The following is a 21,660-nucleotide window of genomic DNA, read 5'->3' on the forward strand; positions in this document are numbered from 1 at the left end:
CGGTCTGTCCCGATCCTCACGAATTCTTCACCGGACGGCACCCATCAACCGCGCGGTACGGAGCACCCGGATCCTCTGTCGGCCAAGGGGGCGTCATGGTCTTCGTCGCTGTTCTGCTGCTGCCGCTCGTGTCCGTGCTGCTGGTGGTCATGGACCGCGTGGAGGAGCGGATGCTGGATCCGGCTCCGGCGCGGGGCCGCCATGCCGGGCGCCGCGGACATCTGCGTCTGCTCCCGGGCGGACGCCGCGGCACCGGGACCGACACCGGCCGGGCCGCGTCCGCGGCGGGCCCGACCACCTCCGAGGAGCGGCGGCGGGCCGCCTGAACCGGGCCGGCGCCGCGTCGGCGGGCGGCCCGCTCCGGCGTGCGCCCGCGCGGCCGGCCCACGCCGCCCGTTCCGTGCCCGCTGTCGTCCGCGGGCTTGCTCCCGCACCCGGTTCCTGTGCCCGCTGTCGTCCGCGGGCTTGCTCCCGCACCCGGTTCCTGTGACACGCTCGGTGACGACCGGCCCGTACGACCGGTCGTCACCCTGTCCGGCACAGTGGAGAGGCACCGGTATGCGCATCGGACTGCTCGGCACCGGCCCCTGGGCTCGGATGGTCCACGCTCCCGCCCTGAGCGAACACGGCGAGCTGGACTTCGCCGGCGTATGGGGGCGACGTACGGCCGCCGCGAAGGATCTCGCCGAACGACACGGCACGCACGCCTACGACGACCTCGACACCCTGCTGGCGGAGGTGGACGCGGTCGCCGTCGCGCTCCCCCCGCACGTGCAGGCCGACCTCGCGGTGCGGGCCGCGCGGGCCCGCTGCCACCTGCTGCTCGACAAGCCGCTCGCCGCGACGGTGGAACAGGGCCGCGCGGTGGCCGGGGCCGTCCGGGAGACCGGTGTGGCCTCGGTGGTCTTCTTCACCACCCGTTTCCAGACCGAACCGGAGGCCTGGATCGCCGAGCAGGCGGCCCGGGGGGACTGGTTCACGGCACGGGCGCAGTGGCTGGGCGCGGTGTTCACCGGGGACAGCCCGTTCGCCGCCTCGCCGTGGCGGCGGGAGAAGGGCGCGTTGTGGGACGTGGGCCCGCACGCGCTGTCGGTGCTGCTGCCGGTCCTCGGCGACGTGCGGCGCGTGACGGCCGCCGCGCACGGTCCCGGGGACACCGTGCACGCGGTCCTCGACCACGCGGGCGGCGCGTCCAGCACCCTCACCCTGAGCCTGACCGCTCCCCCGGCGGCGGCCGGGGCCGGCGTGGAGCTGCGGGGCGAGGCCGGGGTGACCCTGCTTCCGGAGAGCTCCGAGGAGACCGTCGCCGCATACGCGCGGGCGGCGGACGCGCTGCTCGCCGCCGCGCGCGCCGGGCGCCCGCACCCGTGCGACGCCGCGTTCGGCCTGCGGGTCACCGAGATACTCGCGGCGGCGGAGGCCAAGCTGGCGCGCGACGCGGACTGACCGGCCCGGCCCGGCGGGGTTCCGGCGTGCGGGACCGGGTCCGGCGTAGCAGCGTGGTCATGTGGTGAAGCTGCTTGCCCCGGCGCGGCGCCGGGATCCGCACCGGCGCGGCTGGCTGCGCGGCGCCCCGCCGCCCCGCTGGGTGCGGGCGCTGCCGGTCGTGCTGGTCGTCGTGGTGTGCGCGGTCACACTGCTGAGCCCGAACCCGATCGACATCGGCTTCCTGCTCGGCGCCATTCCGCCGCTGGCCGTGCTGTCGTACGGGCCGGTGGCGACCGCGTTGCTGGGCTGCGCCGTGGTGGCCCTGCTGAGTGTGCCCGCCTTCCAGCTGGACCGTCCCGGCAACACCGATCTGGAGACCGTCGTCTTCGTCGCCGTGCTGAGCGTGTTCCTGTCCTATGTGCGCAGCCGCAGGGACGCCCAGCTGGACCTGGAGCGCACGGTCGCGGAGGCCGCGCAGCGTGCCGTCGTCCCGCCGCTTCCCGAGCGGGTCGGTCCGGTGCGGTGCGCGGGCCTGTACCGGGCCGCGCAGCGCGGCACGCTGGTCGGCGGGGACTTCTTCGACGTGCGCCGGGGGCCCGAGGGGGTGCGGGCGGTCATGGGCGATGTGCAGGGGCACGGCCTGGCCGCGGTGTCCACCGTCGCCTCGCTGCTCGGCAGCTTCCGGGAGGCGGTGCTCGACCGGACGGATCTGCCGGGGGTGGCCGCCGCACTGGACCGCCGGCTGGTGGTGGACTCGCAGGAGGCGCGGCACGCGGAGCTGTTCGCGACCGCCGTGCTGCTGGAGTTCGACGGGGACGCGCGGTCGGTACGGCTGGTGACCTGCGGACATCCCCCGCCGGTGCTGCTGCGCGACGGGCACGCCGAGGAGGTCGACCTCGTGCCGTGGACACCCCTCGGTCTCGGTCTGTCCGACGGGGTCCCGCCGCGCGGCGGGCACGTCCTGCCCCTGCGCCGCGGTGACGTGCTGTTCCTCGCCTCCGACGGCGTCACCGAGGCCAGGGACGCGGCCGGAGTGTTCTACCCCCTGCTCGACCGGCTGCCCCGGCTCGCCGCCGTGGACCCGGCCGAACTCGCCGACCACGTCATGGCCGACCTCCTCGCGCACTGCGGCACCCTCAGCGACGACGTGACCATGCTCGTGCTCGTACCCCACTCTCCGGAGGGCCGCTGACCCCGGCCGGGGGCGCGCCGGTCAGCCGACGTCCCACAGGAAGCGGTGGGTGTGGATGCCGAAGTACGGGAACGACTGGACCTGCCGGACGCCCTCGATGGGACGGACCACGTCGTTGACGAAGTCCAGCAGGTCCCTGGGACCGGGCGCGACCACCTCGGCGAACAGGTCGAAGCCGCCGGAGGTCAGGACCGAGTAGACCACCTCGGGTCTCCCGGCCAGTTCGTCGGCGACCGCCCGCGGGTCGCCGTCCACACCGATGCCGAGCAGTGCCATGGCCTGTCCGCCCATGGCCATCGGATCGGTCACACCGACCACCTGGACGGCCTTGGAGTCCAGCAGGCGCTGGAGCCGCTGGCGGGCGGCGGACGCGGACAGACCGACCTTGGGGCCGAGGTCCGCGTACGCGATACGTCCGTCGGTCTGCAACTCGCGCAGGATGGCCCGGTCGATCTCGTCCACGTGCGTCGCTCTCCCTCTCCGGCCGGCTCGCCCCAGCGTAGGCCCTGCCCTCAGCCGTGCGGCTCGGCCAGGGCCGCGGCGAAGATCTCGGTGTGCGCGTCGACGTCCTGCTCGGTGGTGTCGGGGCACATCAGAGCCATGTCGTGGAACGGGTGAGCAGGATGCCCCGGTCGGCCAGGTGCAGGTGGAGGAAGTCCTCCACCTCTTGCCGGCGGGGTTCGCGGGCCGTTGCATGGGCGTATGCGTCCCTGTGTAGCCGTCAGCGGGCCCGGAGAGGCCTCCGCGCGGGAGGCTGATCTCGCCCGGCAGGTGGGCGTGCTTCTGGCCCGGCGGGAAGCGGTCGTGGTGTGCGGGGGCCTGGGCGGGGTCATGGAGGCGTGCGCGCAGGGGGCGCGGTCGGCGGGCGGTACGGTCGTCGGTCTGCTGCCGGGGCGGGACCGGGCCGCGGGGAACCGGCACCTGAGCCTTGCCGTGGCGACCGGCCTGGGCGAGCTGCGCAACGGGGTGCTCGTGAACACCTGCGACGCGCTCATCGCGGTGGGCGGCGGCTGGGGCACGCTCAGCGAGGTGGCGCTGGCCCTGCGGGCGGGCAAGCCGGTCGCCCTGCTGGAAAGCTGGGCGCTGCCGGACGCGCCGTCCGCCACGGGCGGGATGCACGGACCGGTCGAGGTGGCGACACCGGCGGAGGCTGTCGAGGCGGTCCTGCCCTCAGCCTGAGTGACTTACCTGACCGGGCGTCAACTCTACTTATGGAGGCCCTGACGACGCTGCCCGCCCTCTTCGACCGCTTCCCCGGCCTGCGTCTGGCCGTCGGCGCGGACGAGCTGCGCCAGGTGCCGTCCTTCATCGCCTTCGGCCGGCAGGAGGTGCCGGGGCGGCTGGACGGCTGAGCGCCGGGCGGCACGGGACCGGTCCCCCGTTCCGGTCCCGTGTCCGCGGCTCGTCGAACCTATGTGTACGGGGCAGCCGTTGGATACCGCGCCGGTGCCCCTTCGGCCCGGCGGAGGGCTCACCCGTGCACAAGTGAGTCCGGAATGCCCGCCTTCACTCCGCGCCGAGGGCGGGCGGTTCGAGGTCGCCCACCGCCAGATGAGCCAGGACGACCTCGTACAGGTCGCTGCCGGCGGCGAGGAGCTGGCGTTCCAGGACGGGCTCCACGCCGCGGACGTGCTCGCGGACGGTCTGCGCGTGCACGCCGAGCAGTTGCGCGGCGCGCTCGGCGTTGCCGCCGGCGGTGATCCAGGTGCGCAGGGTGCCGCGCAGGTCACGCGCGTCCGCCGCCAGACGGCCGAGTAGCTCGCGTGCCCAGGTGCGCAGCGCCGGGCCGGACAGCAGGTCGCCGAGGCGTACCGCGCCCGACTGCGGCGCCGGGCCCGCGGCCGGCTGGTGGTCCAGGCCTGCCTGGGTGTTCAGGGCGAGGTGGACGGCGGCCCGGGCGGTCAGACTGCCGAAGTCCGCGCCGAGCAGTCCCTCCACCCGCTCCATACGGGCCCGTACCGTGTTGCGGCTCACCCCGAGGACCTTCGCCGCGCTCACGGCGGTGAACTCCAGGCCCAGCCGGGTGGTGGCGAGCAGTTCGGCGCGCGTGTGGTGTGCCAGCGTGTCCAGCGGCCGCAGCAGCCGGGCGGACCAGGCGCGCAGCGCCTCGGGGTCCATCAGGCGCTCGGGGTGGCTGCGCTCGGCGTACCCGGCGGCCCCCTCCGGGCGGAACCGGGCGACCGCGAGGGCGCTCACGGCCTGCCCGTACGCGGTGGCGGTCCGGGCCAGGCTGTGCCGGGTGCTGCCGCCGAGGAACGTGCGCGGCCGCGCGCCGACCAGCGAGCGCAGGTTGCGGCCGTCGGTCTCGAGTGGCGCGAGCACGATCACGTGCTCTTCCACCGCCGGGCAGAGCACGACCAGGGCCCGTTCCCCGGTGGCGTCCTGGCACTCGGCGGCCAGCCGGTCGCGTTCGTCGCGATGGGCTTCGACGACGTAGACCCAGGCGGCGTCCGTGTCGAGCAGTCCGGGCCACAGGCCCGCGGCCACCCGGCGGGCCGAGACGGTGTCCTCGACCATCAGCAGTTGCAGGATCGCCAGCCGCAGGGCCGCCGTCGCCTTTTCGAGCCGGTGCCCGGCGACGGTCGACTCGTGGGCCCGCAGCAGCAGTTCGAGCACTCCGGCGGTGTGGGTGACCATCTCGGCGACCTGCCGGTCGAAGGGCTCGGCCCGGGCGACGGCCAGGACGCGGGCCGACCGCGGGTGCGGGCCTCCCACCCGCACCAGGCGGACATGGCGTCCGCGGTCCTCCAGCGCGGCGGAGGCGAACCGGCCGGCGACGACGTCCGCGACCACGTCCTCGTCCAGGGCCACCCGCTCCCCGGCCAGCAGGGTGCCGCCGCCGTCGAGCAGGCAGCCGGTCCCGTGCACGGACGCGGCGAGCCAGGCGACGACCTTGCGCACGTCCCGCCCGGTCGGTCGCAACTGGTCGAGGAGTCCCTCGGCCCAGGAGGCCCGGTCGGCCCGTCCCGGAGCTCCGGCGATCTCGTCGTCCCGCCCGGCCATGTCGGCCCTCTCCTCATCCGTCGCATGCCCGTGGCCTTGACCTCGGTGTTTTCCGGTCGGCGACGTTACCAGGCAGTACCCCTCCGGTCCGGGCCAGGGCCCGCCGCACGATCGGACCAGCGATCAGGAGGGCGGCTCCGCCGGCGGCTCACGGGGGGGCGGTGAACAACCGGCGAAGCCACGCGCCCGAGGCCGGGGGGACAGCTCCCGAGCGACACGTGAACCCTGCTTCCCCCGGATTCGGGATGTACGCCTGCCAATTCGAATCCGGTACGGCCCCGACTGCTTCGGCGAGGCGCGGCACCGGCCCGGGCAGCCTGGCGCGGCGCGGAGATGCCGGGCGCGGAGCGGGCAGGGGCCGGGCGCGGGTCGGGCGGCGCGGACAGGTGGCACGGTGGGGGCGCGGTGGCCCAGCGCGGGCGACACGGCACGGAGCGGACGCCTCTGCCCCACCTGTGCAGCCCGCCCCGCGAGCGGCGCAGCGCGCACCGTGGCGCGGCGCAGGCGGCGTCGCCCAAGAGGCACAGGCGGCACCGACGGCACGTCACAGGCGGGCGGTCGGCACGGCGGGGCGCGGGCCGGTGACACGGCGCAGTTCCGAGCCATGCGCGCGCCAGGGCGCCGATGCGCGGGCAGCTCGGCACCGGCGGTGCAGTGCGGCCGGTGCCGGGGGTTTGGCAGGGTGCCGGACGGGCGGGTGGATGCCGGACGGGCGGGGCGAAGTCGGCCCCGGGTCGCCGCGGAGCGTTAGGGCGGCGCGCAGAGGCCGTCGACGGGGGCCTGCGTGGTGGGCAGTGGGGTTCGGCTTAAGCTCGGCGGATGGCGAAGTATTTCGACGTGCACCCCGACAATCCGCAGCCGCGCGCGATCCGTCAGGTCGCGGACAGTGTGCGCGACGGCGCGCTGATCGCGTATCCGACCGACTCGTGCTACGCCCTGGGCTGCCGGCTGGGCAGCCGGGACGGCATCGAGCGGATCCGGACGATCCGGCACCTGGACGACCGGCACCACTTCACCCTGGTGTGCCAGGACTTCGCGCAGCTGGGTCAGTTCGTGCGGATCGACAACGACGTCTTCCGCGCCATCAAGGCGACCACGCCCGGGAGTTACACCTTCATCCTCCCCGCCACGAGGGAGGTGCCGCGCATGTTGCAGCATCCCAAGAAGAAGACCGTCGGGGTGCGCATCCCCGACCACATCGTCACCCAGGCCCTGCTCACGGAGCTCGGGGAGCCGCTGCTGTCCAGCACGCTGCTACTGCCCGACGAGGAGGAGCCGATGACTCAGGGCTGGGAGATCAAGGACCGGCTCGACCACGTGCTGGACGCGGTGGTCGACTCCGGCGACTGCGGCACCGAGCCGACCACGGTCATCGACTTCTCCGGCGGCGAGGCGGAGATCGTACGGCGGGGAGCGGGTGACACCTCGCGGTTCGAGTGAGGGAGCGGCGCGAACAGCGGGCGGCCGTGGACGGGCGTCCGCCACCGCCGCGAGGTCCCCGCAGAGGAGCCGCGCGACAGGTTGCTGATTGACACGTACGCACCCCAGACGGGATTCTGAGAGCGCTCTCACTTCAGGTACGGACCAGCCAACTCCGTATCCCGCACCCCCCACGGAGGCCTGGTCCGACGGCACCGTGCTGCGAGCGCTCTCACCCGGGCACGGCCTGGAGAGCGGCGCCCTGCCGGGCGGCGTGATGGACGATCACGTCAACCGGCTCTGGCAGAAGTACGCCTCCACCACGCTCACCGTCACCCCCTTCGGGGACCAGCCCGGCACCCGCTACTACGGCCGTGTCTCGGGCGGCGTCATGAACTTCACCGACGCCTCGGGCGACGTCGTCACCAGCTTCCGGAAGCCGGACGCCGACAGTGTCTTCGGCTGCCACAAACTGCTGGACGCCCCGAACGACACGGTGCGCGGCCCCATCTCCCGCACCCTGTGCGCCGCGTTCAACCGCTCCACGCTCCTGGTGAACCCCGACCAGCCGGACGCCACGGCGGCGAACTTCTACCAGAACCCGGTGACCAACCACTGCGCGTGGATCATCCATGACCGGATGGCCGACACCAAGGCGTACGCGTTCGCCTTCGACGACGTCGGCGACCAGGAGTCCCTGGTGCACGACGGCAGTCCGCATCCGGCCTACCTCATCCTCGATTCCCTGGATTGGCAAGCGAGTTGGCCCAGAGGGGTCCGGCGACGGGATCGCCGGACCCCTTTCGTACGCAGGGCGTGATCGTTGTTACGGTGCACCGCGTGTCTGACTCCTCACGCGATACCGTCGAAGGCGCCGGCTGGACGGCCGCCGAACCCGGCTCGTACCGGCAGTTACTGCCCGCCAGGGTGCGGAAGCTGTCCTGGCTCGACCCGCGCGTCCTCTGGGCCGCCCGCAACGGGGTGGTCGCCTCCTGGTTCGGGGATCCCACGGGCCGCACCCGGGCCCGATGGGTGGCGCAGCGGGCGGCGGCCGGCGCCCCGGCGGACAAAGTGATACGGCGACCGGAGGGCGACCACTTCTCCTTCCTGGTCGTCGGGGACACCGGCGCGGGCGACGATTCTCAGTACGCCGTCTTACCGGGTCTGCTGAAGGCCGGTCAGGGAACGTCGTTCGCCGTGATCGCCAGTGACGTGATCTACCCGGTCGGGAGCACCGACGACTACGGCACCAAGTTCTTCCGCCCGTACCAGGACTATCCGGCCCCGATCTACGCGATACCCGGGAACCACGACTGGTACGAGGACCTCGGCGGTTTCATGCGCGTCTTCTGCGACGACGCCCCGCCGCTGCCGCCCGAGCCGAGGCCCCGGCCGCTCGGCCGCGCCTGGTGGCGTGCGCTGCTGTGGCACCGGCCGCGTCCGGTGGACGAGCAACGCTTCGCCGAGGCAAGGAAGTTGAGGTCGCGGCCGGGCCAACTGGCCGTCCAGCCCGGCCCGTACTGGGCGATCGACGCCGGTCCGGTACGGATCGTCGGCATCGACACCGGCCTGCTCGGCACGATCGACGCCGAGCAGGGCGCCTGGCTGCGGGAGGTCTCACGAGGGCCCCGCCCGAAGATCCTCCTCACCGGATCACCGCTGTACGTGGACGGCGAGCACCACCCCTGTCCCATCGAGGGCGGCGGCACCGTCGACGACATCGTGCGCGACCCGGCGCACCGCTACGTGGCGGCGATAGGCGGCGACATCCACAACTACCAGCGCTACCCGGTCGACGTGGACGGCCGCACCGTCCAGTACGTCGTCTCCGGCGGCGGAGGCGCGTTCATGCACGCCACCCACACCATCCCGCGCGTGTCCGTCGCGAACGTCACCGAGTCGGACTTCCGCTGCTATCCGCTGCGCGGCGACTCCCTGGCCTTCTACAGCAGGGTGTACGCCCACCGGCTGCGGCTGCGCCGCTTCTTCACGCTCAGCGAGGCCGAGGCGATGGCCGTCGTCGCCGAGCGGCTCGGCGTCCCGTCCGTCCGTCCCGGGGGCGCGCCCGTTCGGGTCACCCGGCGCGTCCGCCTGGTGGCGAGCCTGCTCGGCGCCGGCCGCCGCCCGGAGCGCCGGGCCCGCTTCCGCCTTCCGGTGCGCAAGCTCTACACCCAGCTGTTCTCGCCGGGTTCGGCCACGTTCAGCCCGCCGTTCTTCAAGTCGTTCCTGCGTCTGGACGTCACCGGGGAGGCGGTCCGGCTGCGCTGCTTCGCCGCGACCGGCGGACGCGCCCAGGAGGTCGACCCGCCCGTCGAGGACGAGGTCACCATCCCCCTGACCTGACGGGCGACGCACCGGCCGCGCGCGAGCCGGTCACCAGCGGCCCGGTGCGCTGCCGGTGACCGGCTCGGACGGCTTGCCGTCCACTCCGACCGGTACGTCACCGGCGAGCATCACCCGGTGCATGATCCGCGGGAAGCCGAGGTGAGCGCTGTCGCCGGGCGCCAGGTGGATGGTGGCCCGGTTGTCCCAGAACGCCACGCTGCCCGGCTCCCAGCGGAACCGGACCGTGTACTCGGGCCGGACCGCCTGCTCCAGCAGCATCTCCAGGATCGCCGCGCTCTCGGCTCGGGAGAGGCCCTCGATCTGCTCGACGTAGTAGCCGTTGACGAACAGCAGCCGCTCATCCGTCTCGGGATGGACGCGTACCAGCGGGTGCACCGTGGCGATCTGATGGCTCATCAGATGGCGGACGTACGCGTCGTCCCCGGGCCGCGGCTGGTAGCCGACCCCGAGGCGGTGCTCGGCGCGCAGCCCGTCGACGAAGGCGCGCACCGGCGCCGACAGCCCGGCGTAGGCGGCGGCCAGGTTGGACCAGGTGGTGTCGCCGCCGTACGGCGGGACGGTCTCGGCGCGCAGGATCGTCGCGGCCGGCGGGTCGACGCGGGCGCCGTGGTCGCAGTGCCAGCCGCGCAGCAGCGTGTGCCGGCGGCGGCGCAGCCACTCCTCGTGGTCCATGCCGAACCGCCCGCCCAGTTCCAGCCGGTCCGCGGTGGTCTCCACCTCGGGGACGTCCGGCGGTGACGCACCGCCGCGCCGCCGCAGGACCACCGGCTCACCGAAGCGGCGGGCGAGGGCCACGTGGGAGGCGTGGTCCAGCCGCTGCCCGCGGAAGAACACCACCTTCCAGCGCAGCACCGCCGCCCGGATCTCCGCGGCCACGGCGTCGTCGAACTTCCCGGCCAGATCCACTCCGGTGATCTCGGCTCCGATGTGCCCGGCGACCGGCCTCACCTCGATCCCGCCGGCCCGCCGCCCGCCCGCTGTGCCCGTGTCCGTCGTCATCCCCGCGCTCCGAAATGGTCGTCGTAAGGTGGTCGTAACGGTCTCCGCCGATCGTGTCAGCGTTCTCCGCCCCCGGCGACAGGGCCTCTCGCCGGGGCGCGTCGAGCCCTCGCACCGGCCGCCGCGGATGGGGGCGACCGTTCAGGGGAATGTGCCGGACGACGCGCGTGGCGGCATGCCGGCTCGTCGACACCTCTGCCGTGACCCTGCCGCTGATCCAGCCCATGCTCGCCACGCCCGGCTCGCTCCCGCCGGCCGCTCAGGACGCGCGGTGGGCGTACGAGACGAAGCAGGACGGCCAGCGCGTGGTGGCCTATCTGCCCGGCGACGGCGGGCTGCTGCTGCGGGCCCGCTCCGGTGAGGACATCACCGCCGCCTACCCCGAACTGCGGCCCCTCGGCCGGGCGCTCGGCGCCACGCCCGCGATCCTGGACGGGGAGGTCCTGGCGCTGGACGAACAGGGCCGGGCGAGCTTCCAGCTGCTCCAGGTGCGCATGGGGCTGGCCCACGCCCCCGGCCGGGCGGCGCGCCGGGCCGCCCAGGTCCCCGTCCACCTCGTCCTGTTCGACGTGATGCACCTGGGCGCGCGCCCGCTGCTCGCGCTCCCCTACCTCCGGCGCCGCGAGCGCCTGGAGGACCTCGGGCTGACGGGTCCGTACTGGTCGACGCCCTCGGCGGTCGTCGGCCACGGCGCCGAGGCCCTGGCCGCCACCCGCGAGCACGGCCTGGAAGGCCTGGTGTGCAAGCGGCTGGACTCGGTGTACGAGCCGGGGGTGCGCTCCCGGGCCTGGATCAAGATCCGCAACATGCGCAGCGAGGACGTCCTCGTGGGTGGCTGGCTGCCCGGCAAGGGGCGGCTGACGGGCCTGCCGGGCGCCGTCCTGATGGGCCGGCGCGCGGGCGGGCGGCTGCGCTACGTCGGCAGTGTGGGCACGGGCTGGAGCGAGGCGGAGCGGTCAGATCTCGCCGCGCTGCTCGCGGCCCTGGCGACCGACGTGTGCCCCTTCGACCCCGTACCGCCGGTGCGCGGGGCGCACTGGGTGCTGCCGCGCCTGGTCGGCGAGGTCCGCTACAGCGTGCGCACCCGGGCCGGGATGCTGCGCCAGCCCTCCTGGCTGCGGCTGCGCCCCGACCTCAGCCCCGAGGAGGCCGCGGTGGAGGACCTGCCCGACGCCCCAGAGGGGTGACGGGACGTCAAGTCCCCACACCGGCGGCCGAACAGCCGCGCCGACCGCCCGCAGCGAGGTCTATCGTGTCCCGCATGTCCGTCACCGAACTGATCCGCATCGTCTCCCGCGACTCCCCCATGGCGCTCGCCCAGGTGGAACGGGTCCGCGCCGAACTGGCCGCCGCGCACCCCGGTGTGCGCACCGAGGTGGTCCCGGTGCGGACCACCGGTGACAAGTGGCTGGGCGATCTGTCCAAGGTCGAGGGCAAGGGCGCCTTCACCAAGGAGGTCGACGCCGCGCTGCTGGCCGGCGAGGCTGATCTCGCGGTGCACTGCCTGAAGGACGTGCCCGCCGACCGGCCGCTGCCGGCCGGCACGACGTTCGCCGCGTTCCTGAAGCGGGACGACGTCCGCGACGCCCTCGTCCACCCCGGCGGGCTCACCCTGGACGAGCTCCCGGCCGGCACCCGCGTCGGCACGTCCGCGGTGCGCCGCACCGCCCAGCTCGCGGCCACCCACCCGCACCTCGAGTGCGTGCCGTTCCGGGGCAACGCCAACCGGCGGCTGGAGAAGCTGGCCGCGGGGGAGGCGGACGCGCTCCTGCTCGCCGTGTCCGGGCTCGAGCGCATCGGGCGTGCGGACGTCATCAGTGAGGTGCTGTCCCCGGAGGCGATGATGCCGCCGATCGGCGCCGGCATCCTCGCCCTGCAGTGCCGGGAGGGCGACGGCGAACTCATCGAGGCGGTCGGCGTGCTCGGCGACCCCGGCACCCATCGCGCGGCCACCGCGGAGCGCATGCTCCTGCATGTGCTCCAGGGGCACTGCAACAGCCCGATCGCCGGGTACGCGCGCGTCGACCGCGGTGGGGAACTCTCGCTGCGGGCGTGTGTGTTCACCCCCGACGGAAAGATCCGGCTGAACGCCCACGAGTGGGCGGGCCGACTGGACGCGGCCACACTCGGCACGTCGGTCGCCGTCGCCCTGCTCCGCCAGGGCGCCCGGGAGATCATCGACGGCATTCCGCACTGACGACGCGGGCGCGACGGGATACGACGCGGGGCGCCGGGATACGACGGAGCGCCACGGGGGCGCGGCGGGATCAGCCCGCGGTTCCCGGTCCCGCCTGGTCGCGCAGGAAGGAGCTGATCTGGTGCGCCAGCCCGCCCGGCCCGCCGGCCGCGTGCGTGCCGGTCCCGGCGGACTCCTCGTGCCCGTCGACGCAGCCGGTCCACAGCGCGCGAGAGGTCCACTCGTCGTCGACCCGCAGCTGGATCTGCGCGTCGATCCGGGACAGGGCGGCCTCCGGCCCCGCCGCGTACAGCACCGCCGTGACCCGGCGCAGCGGATAGACGTCGTAGCCCTCGATGAACTGCGAGTTGCGCCAGTCGACGAACGCGCCCTCCCCGTCGGGGCCGATCCGCACGTCGATCTGCCCGTCCTCCAGGTGGACGCCGAAACGCCGCGTGCCGCGGTTCTCCACGGTGACGCGGAGGCGGAAGTACGTCAGCCCCTCGGCGGCCTCGTCGCGCCCCCGCGGCGGCTCGGACCGCTCCAGTCGGTGGACGCGGACTCGCAGACCGGCATGCTCCTCGTACTCCTGCCAGTCCCCGACCACGTTCGGCTCGTACACAATGCACCTCTCGACTTCCAAGAGCTGTTTCCTATCCGCGCGCTCAGCGCACTGTCAAATGTGCGGAATGCGCCGTGGCCGGGGAATTCACCGTCTTTGATCGCTGATCAAGCCGTGGACAGGAGGAATTCGCCGGCGGGCCGTCGAGGCGATCCCCGGGGCGTGCCGCACATCACTCCGACGGGGGCGCGGACGGGGGTTCGCCGGCGCCGTCAGCGGGCCAGCCGGCCGAGCAGGGCGGAGGCCGCGGTGATGCCGAGCGCGGCGGCCACGACGAGGACGGCGAAGTCGGCGGCCAGGTGCGCGGGGGTGCCGAGCAGCAGCCCGCGCAGGGCGTCGACCTGATAGCTCAGCGGGTTGGCCTTGCTGACGGCCTGGAGCCAGCCGGGCATGACGGCGACCGGGTAGAGGGCGTTGGAGCCGAAGAACAGCGGCATCGTGATCGCCTGCCCGATGCCCATCAGCCGGTCGCGGCTGAGCACGATGCCGGCGATGGTCATCGACAGGCAGGCGAAGAACGCCGAGCCGAGGACGACGGCCACGGCGACACCGAGCAGCCGCAGCGGGTCCCAGGTCAGCGCCACTCCCAGCAGGGCGGCGATGACGACCACGACGATCGCCTGGATCAGCGCCTTCACACCGGCCGCGAACGCCTTGCCGGTGACCAGGGCGGAGCGCGGGGTCGGAGTGACCAGGAGCTTGTTGAGGACGCCCGCGTCGCGCTCCCAGATGATCTGGATGCCGTAGAAGATGGCGATGAACATGGCGGACTGGGCGATGATGCCCGGTGCCATGAAGTCGATGTACGGGATGCCGCCGGTGGGGATCGCCCGGATGCGGGTGAACGTCTGACCGAAGATCAGCAGCCACAGGGCGGGCTGCACCGCGCGCGTGTAGAGCTCGGTGCGGTCGTGGCGGAGTTTCTGCAGCTCCACCGCGCACATGGCGACAACCCGGGCAGGCAGCAGCCGCCAGCCGGCGCGGGGCTGCGGCGGCCGCAGCAGCAGGCCGATGTCGTCGGCGCGGACGGCGTCAGCCGACGCGGTGCGCGGTGCGGCGGGTGCTTCGGACATCGCGGAAGTCTCCTGAGGTGTCGTCGAGGCCGCTGCCGGCCACGTCGCGGAAGACGTCCTCCAGCGTGGGCAGCGGGTCCGTGGCCGGGGCGCCCTGGGCGCGGCGGCGCTCGCCGAGTCCCTCGCGCAGCTCGGCCGGGGTGCCGAGGGCCCGGATGCGGCCGCGGTGCATCAGGGCGACCCGGTCGCAGTACGTGTCGGCCTCGTCCATGTAGTGGGTGGTCATCAGGACCGTCATGCCGGTGGCGGCGCGGACGACACTGATGTGCTCCCAGACCCCGGTGCGGGCGATCGGGTCCAGGCCGATCGTCGGCTCGTCGAGGATCAGCAGTCGGGGTGAGCTGACCAGGGCCTGGGCGAGTTCGAGGCGGCGGACCATGCCGCCGGAGTAGGTGTTCGCCAGCCGGTCGGCGGCGTCGGCCAGACCGACCGCGGCCAGCGCCTGGCCGACCCGGGCGGCGCGTTCCCGGCGCGGGACGTCGAAGACGCGGGCGAACAGGGTGACGTTCTCCCGGCCGGTGAGGGCGGCGTCGGCGGACAACTGCTGCGGGACGTAGCCCAGCAGGCGGCGCACCGCCATGCGGTCGGCGGCGGCGTCGTGGCCGAAGACGCGGACCATGCCGGCGGGGACCGGCAGGAGGGTGGTGATGCACCGGATCGCCGTGGTCTTCCCGGCGCCGTTCGGGCCGAGCAGCCCGAACACCTCGCCCGGGCGCACGGACAGGTCCACGCCGTCGACGGCGTTGGTGTCGCCGAAGGCGTAGGCGAGCCGGGTGCAGGCGACCGCGTCGTCGGCCGGCTCGGCGGCAGCGTTCCGGGTCATGGGCGATCGGCCTCCTCGCGCAGGTTCTCGGCCAGTCTGCGCAGAGCGGGGATCGCCGCGCGCAGAGTCTCCCGGTCCGTGTCGTCGAGCCGGTCCACCTGATGGCGTACGAGGGCCGCGCGGCGTTCCCGCCATTCGCGCAGGCGGGTCCTGGCCGCCTCCGTCAGCAGCAGGCGCGCGGCCCGCCGGTCGGCGGCGTCCGTCTCACGGATCAGCTGACCGTCCCGGACGAGCTGGTTGACCAGTGTCGAGACGGAGTTGCCCGCCAGGTGCAACTCCTTGGCGGCCTCCGAGACGCCGATGCCGGGGCGGCCCTCGACCAGGCGCAGCAGCTCGATCTCGGCGCCGCGCGACCGTGTCACGGTCATCCCGGCGCGCAGCCGGCGCCGGATCAGCCGCTGCACGCCGACGAGGGCGTCGGCCAGCTCTTCGGAGAAGGTCTCCGGGGTCACGTCTGTCAGACTATCTCTGTAGGAGAGGTAATCACCCCCAAAAAGACGGTCAAGGATGCCCGGACACGGCGGCGGGTGCGGAGGCGAGTCCGGAGGCAGGTTCGGCACGGCGCGGAACCGGCGGGCACATCCGCATTCGAACCGTCATTGAAATGCCTGCATTTCCTCCGGTGGCGATTCTCCGGATTCTGGACAACAATTGACATTCGTACGGTCGCATACCGTCACCGCATTCCCGGAACAGTTTTGGAATCGCCGACTTCGGGAATCCCGAGTCCAGTGCTTCGGACAGGAGGCACGTCCGTGGGAGCCGGCGCGCCGGGCCCCGATGTTCATCTCTCCGTACGGTCCGAGCCCCGCGCCTCCCAAGGTGTCCGTCCATCCAGCACCTGCTGAGGGAGGCGCAGCGCATGCGTACCACCGGCAGAACGAAGGCCCATCCGCACGACGACGCCCCCGACACCGCCGAGGCGTTCGAGCGGCTCGCCCGTATGCCCGACGGGGCCGAGCGCAAGGCGCTGAGGGACGAGCTGGTACAGGTGTGGCTGCCCATGGCAGAGCGGATCGCCGTACGGTTCCGCGGGCGCGGCGAAGCCCTGGAGGATCTGTACCAGGTGGCCGCGCTGGGCCTGGTCAAGGCCGTCGACCACTACGATCCGGCGCGCGGCTACGCGTTCGAGGCGTACGCCGTGCCGACGGTCACCGGAGAGATCAAGCGGCACTTCCGCGACCACATGTGGACCCTGCACGTGCCGCGCCGGGTCCAGGACCTGCGCAACCGTGTACGGCGCGCCACGAAGGAGCTGGCGCAGACCACGCCCGGCCGGACACCGACCGTGGCCGAGATCGCCGAGTACGCGCACCTGAGCGTGAGCGACGTGCACACCGGGATGGAGGCCCTGGACTGCTTCGCCGCGCTGTCGCTGGAGGCGGAGGTCCCCGGTACGGACGGCTACGCGCTGGGCGACGGGCTGGGCGAGGCCGACGCGCGGTTCGACCTGGTCGTGGACCGGGTGGCGGTCAGGCCCTGTCTGGAGGCGCTGCCCGAACGCGAGCGCACCATCCTGTACCTCAGGTTCTTCCGGGGCATGACGCAGAGCCGGATCGCGCAGCAGCTGGGCATCTCGCAGATGCACGTCTCGCGCCTGCTCAGCGGGTGTTTCGCCCATCTGCGTGAGGAACTGCTCGCCGAGGCCGGGTGAGCCTCGCGGCGGCGTGCCTCCCGTGCGGGGGGGTCGCGTCCCGCGCCGTTTCGGCGACGCCCGGCGGGTACTCGGCAGGCGTCTTCCGCGCGCCGGTCGGACACTGGTGTCAGGCTGGTGGAAACCGGTCTGACACGACCAGGACGGGCCATGAACCACGACAGGACACCTTCCGGCAGTACCCCCGACGTCGTCTCCACGCACTCGGTGTGCGGCGCACCCTGCTGGGTGAGCCTGACCAGCCGCGATCTCCAGGCCACGGAGGAGTTCTACCGGGCGGTGCTGGGCTGGGAGTGGCGTCCGGCCAGGCTCGGCGACCACTTCCGCATCGCGCTGGCGGAGGGCGCCCCGGTCGCGGGGATCGGCGCGGTGGCCGCGATGTGGCAGATGGCGGTGGCCTGGACGCCGTACTTCGCCGTGCCCAGCGCCGACCAGGCCGTCGCACGGGTGCAGGAACGCGGCGGTACGGCCGCGGTCGGCCCGATCTCCTTCCCGCCGGGGCGCGCGGCGCTGCTGGCCGACCGGGACGGCGCGACCTTCGGGATCTGGGAGGGCGACCTCCTCACGGACTGGGAGACCTGGCGCAAGGCCGCGCCGGCCTTCATCCGGCTGCACACGCGCGACGCCTTCGACGCCGCCATCTTCTACGGCGAGGTCCTGGACTGGGCCTCACGGCAGCCCGGCTGCTGCGAGGTCCGCTACGAGGGCGACGAGGTCGTGCTGCGCAGCCACGGCGAGGTCGTGGCGCGCATCGAGTCCGGCGCGCTGGAGGCGGCGCCCGACCCCACGATCCGCCCGCACTGGCAGATCCACTTCCGGGTGGCCGACGTGGCCGCCTGCGCCCGCGCCGCCGAGGCCCACGGCGGCAGCGTCCTGCGCGAGGGCCCCGACGAGGCCGTACTCCGCGACCCGGACGGCGCCCAGTTCACGGTGACCTCCCGCCGCGAGGCCTGAACGGCCGGCCCGCCGCGCGACGCCCATGTGGTCAGCGGGGGGTTTTCGGGGGGCGGGACAGGACGATCAGGCTGCGGGGGTCGGCGCGGAGGGTGCCGCCGGGTTTGTGCTCGGCCTCGTCCGGGGGACCCAGGGGTTCGGCGGTGTCGAGGAGGGTGGTCCAGCGGTCGCCGTAGGCAGGGCCGGGCAGGCGGAAATCGACCGGTTCCCAGTAGCCGTTGAGCAGCAGGAGGAAGGAGTCGTCCACCACGGGACGGCCCTGCCGGTCGGGTTCGGCGATGGCGTCGCCGTTGAGGAAGACCGTGACGGAGTGCGCGTCGGAGCGCTGCCAGTCCTCCTCCGCCATCTCGCGGCCGTCCGGCAGCAGCCACACCAGGTCGGGCAGCGGCTGGTCGTCCCGGGTCGCCGTCTCCCCCTGGAAGAAGCGGCGCCGGCGCAGCACGGGATGGGCGCTGCGCAGGCCGATCAGGTACCGCGTGAAGTCCGCGAGCTCACGCTGCTCGTCGGTCAGCCGCCAGTCGACCCAGGAGACCTCGTTGTCCTGGCAGTAGGCGTTGTTGTTGCCGCCCTGGGTGCGCCCCAGCTCGTCGCCGTGGCACAGCATCGGAATGCCCTGCGAAAGCAGCAGTGTGGCAAGGAAGTTGCGCTGCTGGCGTGCCCTCAGTTCAAGGACGGCCGGGTCGCCGGTGTCCCCCTCGGCCCCGCAGTTCCAGGACCGGTTGGCGCTCTCGCCGTCCCGGTTGCCCTCGCCGTTGGCCTCGTTGTGCTTGTCGTTGTACGACACCAGGTCGAGCAGCGTGAACCCGTCGTGCGCGGTCACGAAGTTGACGCTGGCGCGCGGCCGGCGCCGGTTGTGGGCGTACAGGTCGGCGGAGCCGGTCAGCCGGGAGGCGAACTCGCCGAGCGTGTGCTCCTCGCCGCGCCAGAAGTCCCGTACGGCGTCCCGGTACAGGCCGTTCCACTCCGACCACAGAGGCGGGAAGTTGCCCACCTGGTAGCCGCCCTCGCCGACGTCCCACGGCTCCGCGATCAGCTTCACCCGGCTGATCACCGGGTCCTGCTGGATCAGGTCGAAGAACGCCGACAGCCGGTCCACCTCGTGGAACTGCCGGGCCAGCGTGGCCGCGAGGTCGAAACGGAAGCCGTCGACGTGCATCTCGGTGACCCAGTACCGCAGCGAGTCCATGATCAGCTGCAATACGTAGGGGTGGCGCATCAGCAGGCTGTTGCCGGTGCCCGTGGTGTCGTAGTAATGCGCCCAGTCGCCGTCGACCAGGCGGTAGTACGAGGCGTTGTCGATGCCCCGGAAGGAGAGCGTCGGGCCCTTCTCGTTGCCCTCGGCGGTGTGGTTGTAGACCACGTCGAGGATCACCTCGAGCCCCGCCGCGTGCAGCGCCTTGACCATCGACTTGAACTCGGCGACCTGCTGCCCGCGCGTTCCGCCGGCGGCGTAGCCGTTGTGCGGCGCGAAGAAGCCGATGGTGTTGTAGCCCCAGTAGTTGGAAAGGCCCCGGCCCTGGAGCACGCCGTCGTGCACGAACTGGTGGACCGGCATCAGTTCGACCGCCGTCACGCCCAGCGAGGTCAGGTGCTCGATCACCGCCGGGTGCGCCAACCCCGAGTAGGTGCCGCGCAGTTCGGGCGGCACCTCGGGATGGGTGCGGGTCAGGCCGCGTACGTGTGCCTCGTAGATCACGGTGTCGGAGTACGCCCGCCGCGGTGGGCGGTCGTCGCCCCAGTCGAAGGCGGGGTCGGTCACCACACCCAGCACGGTGTGCCCGGCGCTGTCGGCCGGGTCCGGGCCGTGCGCGGCCCGCTCGTACAGGGAGGGGTGGTTGTCGATCTGCCCGTCCACCGCCCTGGCATAGGGGTCGAGGAGCAGTTTCCTCGGGTTGCACCGGTGGCCGGCGGACGGGTGCCAGGGCCCGTCCACCCGGTATCCGTAGCGCTGCCCCGGCCCGACACCGGGCAGATAGCCGTGCCACACGAAGCCGTCGACCTCGGTCAGCGGCACGCCGCGATGGGTGCCGGCGTCGTCCACCAGGACGAGGTCGACGCGCTCGGCCACCTCGCTGAACAGCGCGAAGTTGGTGCCCTTGCCGTCGTACGCCGCCCCCAGCGGGTAGGGGTACCCGCTCCACGCGGGTACCCCTTTCCGGCGCCTTCGCCCGGTCACCGGGCGGCTTCCAGCACGCCCTGCGGAGCGCTGAGCGGAGAGGCCAGAGCCGCGACCGGCATCTCGCGCGGCGTCTTCAGCCCCTCGCGCAGGGTCGGGGCCGGAGCCGTCGGGACCAGCGGGACGCGCACCCCGGCGCGGGCCCGCTGCGAGAACCAGATGACTTTGCTGCCGGTCTCGGAGGCGCAGCAGCCCCAGCCGTCACTGGTCGCCGCGATGCGGGCCAGGCAGCCGCGCAGGTCCTGGTCGGGGCGCAGGTCGTGGTTGTTCTCCCCGACGGCGGTGATCAGGTGCTGGCCGGTCCACCACATCTCGATCGAGGTGTGCTTGTCGGTGGCGTGCTCGTCGATGGCCTTCAGCAGCATCTCGGCACCCCCGCACACGGGCTCGACGAGGTCCTCCAGGTCCCAGAAACGAAGGTGCGCGGCCAGGATGCGCCTGACCTGCCCGACCCGTTCCGGGCTGACTTCCACGTCGAGGTGGTAGTAACAGGGCACTGCGGTCTTCATCGTCGTTGGCTCCTCACCGGCGAGGCCCACGCTCCCTCCCACAGGTGCGAGGGGCCCGAACACGAAGCGTGAGCAAGTGTTGCCTCTGAGTCGAATCCACAGTGCGCGCGCTACGCCATTCGTGCAACACGAGCAGGTCAGCGAGCTTGTTGAAGCTCCAACAGGACGCTGTGTCGTTGAACGTGCACCATGAGTGAAGACTCGAGCGCCGTCAACGGGACCGCTGCCCCCACGTGCGCGGTCGCCGCCCCGGCTGTCGGGGGAACGAGCCCATCGAGCGCATCCGAAAGGTGAACGGCGCCATGCTGCTACCCGCCAAAGCCGAAGTCGCCCGGCATCTGCGCCGCTACCGGGCATGGGAACGCGCGATGCTCGCGTCGCCCGACGACCGCCGGGTGCGGTCCACCTTCGAGGACTCGGGCTACACCCTCTGCGTACTGATGGGGAAGCGCTGCGCCCGGGAGGCCGCGGACGCCGCCGAACGCTATCTGTGCACCAGCCTCGTCACGTACCTGCGGGAGCAGGGCGGCCGGCCGCACCGGAGCGCCGTCCCCCGCCGGGGCCCGCCGAAGGCGGCCCAGAGACGTTCCCGCGCCGGGAGGTAGGCCCCGCCCGGCACGACCCCATCCCCGGCCGGGCGCGAGCCCGGCCTCGAGCACGGTGGAGGTGACACCCATGAGTTCGGCCCCGAGCCAGGCCTCGAGTACGACCCCGAGTCCGGCCCCGATGATCGGCCGCATCCCGGTACGGGACGTCCGTCCGGCCGTGGAGGGCGGCAGGCGAGCCGCCAAGGCGGTCGCGGGAGAAACGTTCCTTGTCACCGCCACCGTGTTCCGCGAGGGCCATGACGCGGTGGCCGCGAACGTGGTGCTGACGGATCCGGAGGGCCGGCCCGGCTCGTGGACGCCGATGCGCGAGCTGGCCCCCGGCACCGACCGCTGGGGCGCCGAGGTCACTCCGGGTGCGGTCGGCCGCTGGACGTACCAGGTGGAGGCATGGGCGGATCCGGTCGCCACCTGGCGCCGCACCGCCCACGTCAAGGTCCCGGCCGGCATCGACGCCGGGCTGGTACTGGAGGAGGGGGCCGCCCTGCACACCCGGGCGGCGACCGGAGTGCCGGAGGGGCCGGAGCGGGACACCGTGCTCGCCGCCGCGGCGGCGCTCCAGGACGACTCGCTGCCGGTGATGACGCGGCTGGCGGCGGCGTTGACGCCGGAGGTGGACGCGGTCCTCGCCCGCCATCCGCTGCGGGACCTGGTCACCGCCTCCGAACCGCTCGGCCTGCT

Annotated in this window: 21 protein-coding genes and 2 pseudogenes; 14 read left to right on the top strand and 9 right to left on the bottom strand. The window is 73.2% G+C overall.

Annotation, left to right across the window (positions count from 1 at the left end; translation table 11 throughout):
- Positions 1-95: 95 nt before the first annotated feature.
- The 3 genes from ACFY4A_RS38930 (at position 96) to ACFY4A_RS38940 (ending at position 2,620) form a co-directional block, all read left to right on the top strand.
- Positions 96-326, top strand: coding sequence for a hypothetical protein (locus ACFY4A_RS38930; protein ID WP_390834052.1), 231 nt, complete (start codon positions 96-98; stop codon positions 324-326).
- Between the two features lie 232 nt (positions 327-558).
- Entirely contained in the window at positions 559-1,446 is an 888-nt protein-coding gene (locus tag ACFY4A_RS38935; protein ID WP_390834053.1) for a Gfo/Idh/MocA family protein, read from the top strand.
- A 61-nt stretch (positions 1,447-1,507) separates the two neighbouring features.
- Positions 1,508-2,620, top strand: a complete 1,113-nt coding sequence (locus ACFY4A_RS38940) for a PP2C family protein-serine/threonine phosphatase (protein ID WP_390834054.1) — start codon at positions 1,508-1,510, stop codon at positions 2,618-2,620.
- Between the two features lie 21 nt (positions 2,621-2,641).
- On the opposite strand, the gene ACFY4A_RS38945 is transcribed toward ACFY4A_RS38940, so the two are convergent.
- Positions 2,642-3,082 (bottom strand): Lrp/AsnC family transcriptional regulator, encoded by a 441-nt coding sequence (locus ACFY4A_RS38945; protein WP_100571873.1) that lies wholly within the window; start codon positions 3,080-3,082, stop codon positions 2,642-2,644.
- 240 nt (positions 3,083-3,322) lie between these two features.
- On the opposite strand from ACFY4A_RS38945, the gene ACFY4A_RS38950 reads away from it, so the two are divergent.
- Positions 3,323-3,799: a TIGR00725 family protein gene (locus ACFY4A_RS38950; RefSeq protein ID WP_390834055.1), complete on the top strand. Its 477-nt coding sequence runs from the start codon at positions 3,323-3,325 to the stop codon at positions 3,797-3,799.
- A gap of 32 nt (positions 3,800-3,831) precedes the next feature.
- A pseudogene (locus tag ACFY4A_RS38955) lies at positions 3,832-3,972 on the top strand (cytochrome P450); the annotation flags it as partial.
- Positions 3,973-4,126: 154 nt separating this feature from the next.
- On the opposite strand, the gene ACFY4A_RS38960 reads toward ACFY4A_RS38955, so the two are convergent.
- Positions 4,127-5,623 carry a helix-turn-helix domain-containing protein gene (locus tag ACFY4A_RS38960; protein WP_390834056.1) on the bottom strand — a complete coding sequence of 499 codons (1,497 nt, stop codon included), beginning with the start codon at positions 5,621-5,623 and terminating at the stop codon, positions 4,127-4,129.
- Positions 5,624-6,442: 819 nt separating this feature from the next.
- Here ACFY4A_RS38960 and ACFY4A_RS38965 point away from each other — a divergent pair.
- The 3 genes and pseudogenes from ACFY4A_RS38965 (at position 6,443) to ACFY4A_RS38975 (ending at position 9,385) form a co-directional block, all read left to right on the top strand.
- Positions 6,443-7,063 carry an L-threonylcarbamoyladenylate synthase gene (locus ACFY4A_RS38965; protein ID WP_390834057.1) on the top strand — a complete coding sequence of 207 codons (621 nt, stop codon included), beginning with the start codon at positions 6,443-6,445 and terminating at the stop codon, positions 7,061-7,063.
- 184 nt (positions 7,064-7,247) lie between these two features.
- Positions 7,248-7,793, top strand: a pseudogene (locus ACFY4A_RS38970) (beta-1,3-glucanase family protein); the annotation flags it as partial.
- 89 nt (positions 7,794-7,882) lie between these two features.
- Positions 7,883-9,385: a metallophosphoesterase family protein gene (locus ACFY4A_RS38975; protein WP_390834058.1), complete on the top strand. Its 1,503-nt coding sequence runs from the start codon at positions 7,883-7,885 to the stop codon at positions 9,383-9,385.
- A 30-nt stretch (positions 9,386-9,415) separates the two neighbouring features.
- Here the strand turns inward: ACFY4A_RS38975 and ACFY4A_RS38980 are convergent, their stop codons facing one another.
- On the bottom strand, positions 9,416-10,387 hold the full coding sequence (locus ACFY4A_RS38980) for a TauD/TfdA dioxygenase family protein (protein ID WP_390834059.1): 972 nt from the start codon (positions 10,385-10,387) through the stop codon (positions 9,416-9,418).
- Positions 10,388-10,587: 200 nt separating this feature from the next.
- On the opposite strand from ACFY4A_RS38980, the gene ACFY4A_RS38985 reads away from it, so the two are divergent.
- Together ACFY4A_RS38985 and hemC are read left to right on the top strand one after the other, a co-directional pair.
- The gene (locus ACFY4A_RS38985) at positions 10,588-11,574 is read left to right on the top strand and encodes an ATP-dependent DNA ligase (protein ID WP_390834060.1); all 987 of its coding nucleotides are present in this window, start codon (positions 10,588-10,590) and stop codon (positions 11,572-11,574) included.
- A gap of 74 nt (positions 11,575-11,648) precedes the next feature.
- A complete protein-coding gene (gene hemC, locus ACFY4A_RS38990) occupies positions 11,649-12,584 on the top strand; it encodes a hydroxymethylbilane synthase (RefSeq protein WP_390834061.1) in 936 nt (311 codons plus the stop codon).
- Positions 12,585-12,654: 70 nt separating this feature from the next.
- On the opposite strand, the gene ACFY4A_RS38995 is transcribed toward hemC, so the two are convergent.
- The 4 genes from ACFY4A_RS38995 to ACFY4A_RS39010 form a co-directional block, all read right to left on the bottom strand.
- Positions 12,655-13,185, bottom strand: a complete 531-nt coding sequence (locus tag ACFY4A_RS38995; protein WP_390834062.1) for a hypothetical protein — start codon at positions 13,183-13,185, stop codon at positions 12,655-12,657.
- Between the two features lie 212 nt (positions 13,186-13,397).
- Positions 13,398-14,258 (bottom strand): ABC transporter permease, encoded by an 861-nt coding sequence (locus tag ACFY4A_RS39000; RefSeq protein WP_390834063.1) that lies wholly within the window; start codon positions 14,256-14,258, stop codon positions 13,398-13,400.
- Positions 14,218-15,081: an ATP-binding cassette domain-containing protein gene (locus ACFY4A_RS39005; protein ID WP_390834064.1), complete on the bottom strand. Its 864-nt coding sequence runs from the start codon at positions 15,079-15,081 to the stop codon at positions 14,218-14,220. The genes ACFY4A_RS39000 and ACFY4A_RS39005 overlap by 41 nt, the downstream gene beginning before the upstream one ends.
- Complete coding sequence (locus ACFY4A_RS39010) at positions 15,078-15,533, bottom strand: MarR family winged helix-turn-helix transcriptional regulator (RefSeq protein WP_390834065.1); 456 nt, start codon at positions 15,531-15,533, stop codon at positions 15,078-15,080. The genes ACFY4A_RS39005 and ACFY4A_RS39010 overlap by 4 nt, the downstream gene beginning before the upstream one ends.
- Positions 15,534-15,943: 410 nt before the next feature.
- On the opposite strand from ACFY4A_RS39010, the gene ACFY4A_RS39015 reads away from it, so the two are divergent.
- Together ACFY4A_RS39015 and ACFY4A_RS39020 are read left to right on the top strand one after the other, a co-directional pair.
- Positions 15,944-16,735, top strand: a complete 792-nt coding sequence (locus tag ACFY4A_RS39015; protein ID WP_390834066.1) for a SigB/SigF/SigG family RNA polymerase sigma factor — start codon at positions 15,944-15,946, stop codon at positions 16,733-16,735.
- A gap of 150 nt (positions 16,736-16,885) precedes the next feature.
- A complete protein-coding gene (locus ACFY4A_RS39020) occupies positions 16,886-17,689 on the top strand; it encodes a VOC family protein (protein WP_390834067.1) in 804 nt (267 codons plus the stop codon).
- A 31-nt stretch (positions 17,690-17,720) separates the two neighbouring features.
- Here the strand turns inward: ACFY4A_RS39020 and glgX are convergent, their stop codons facing one another.
- Both glgX and ACFY4A_RS39030 read right to left on the bottom strand, forming a co-directional pair.
- Positions 17,721-19,865 carry a glycogen debranching protein GlgX gene (gene glgX / locus ACFY4A_RS39025; RefSeq protein ID WP_390834068.1) on the bottom strand — a complete coding sequence of 715 codons (2,145 nt, stop codon included), beginning with the start codon at positions 19,863-19,865 and terminating at the stop codon, positions 17,721-17,723.
- On the bottom strand, positions 19,862-20,374 hold the full coding sequence (locus ACFY4A_RS39030) for a pep a2 (protein WP_390834069.1): 513 nt from the start codon (positions 20,372-20,374) through the stop codon (positions 19,862-19,864). The genes glgX and ACFY4A_RS39030 overlap by 4 nt, the downstream gene beginning before the upstream one ends.
- A gap of 302 nt (positions 20,375-20,676) precedes the next feature.
- On the opposite strand from ACFY4A_RS39030, the gene ACFY4A_RS39035 reads away from it, so the two are divergent.
- On the top strand, positions 20,677-20,979 hold the full coding sequence (locus ACFY4A_RS39035) for a DUF5133 domain-containing protein (RefSeq protein ID WP_390834070.1): 303 nt from the start codon (positions 20,677-20,679) through the stop codon (positions 20,977-20,979).
- Positions 20,980-21,049: 70 nt separating this feature from the next.
- The coding region (locus ACFY4A_RS39040; RefSeq protein ID WP_390834072.1) for a maltotransferase domain-containing protein at positions 21,050-21,660 on the top strand (611 nt) is incomplete at its 3' end.

It is taken from the genome of Streptomyces sp. NPDC001292, from assembly GCF_042896465.1.
Taxonomy (GTDB): Bacteria; Actinomycetota; Actinomycetes; order Streptomycetales; family Streptomycetaceae; genus Streptomyces.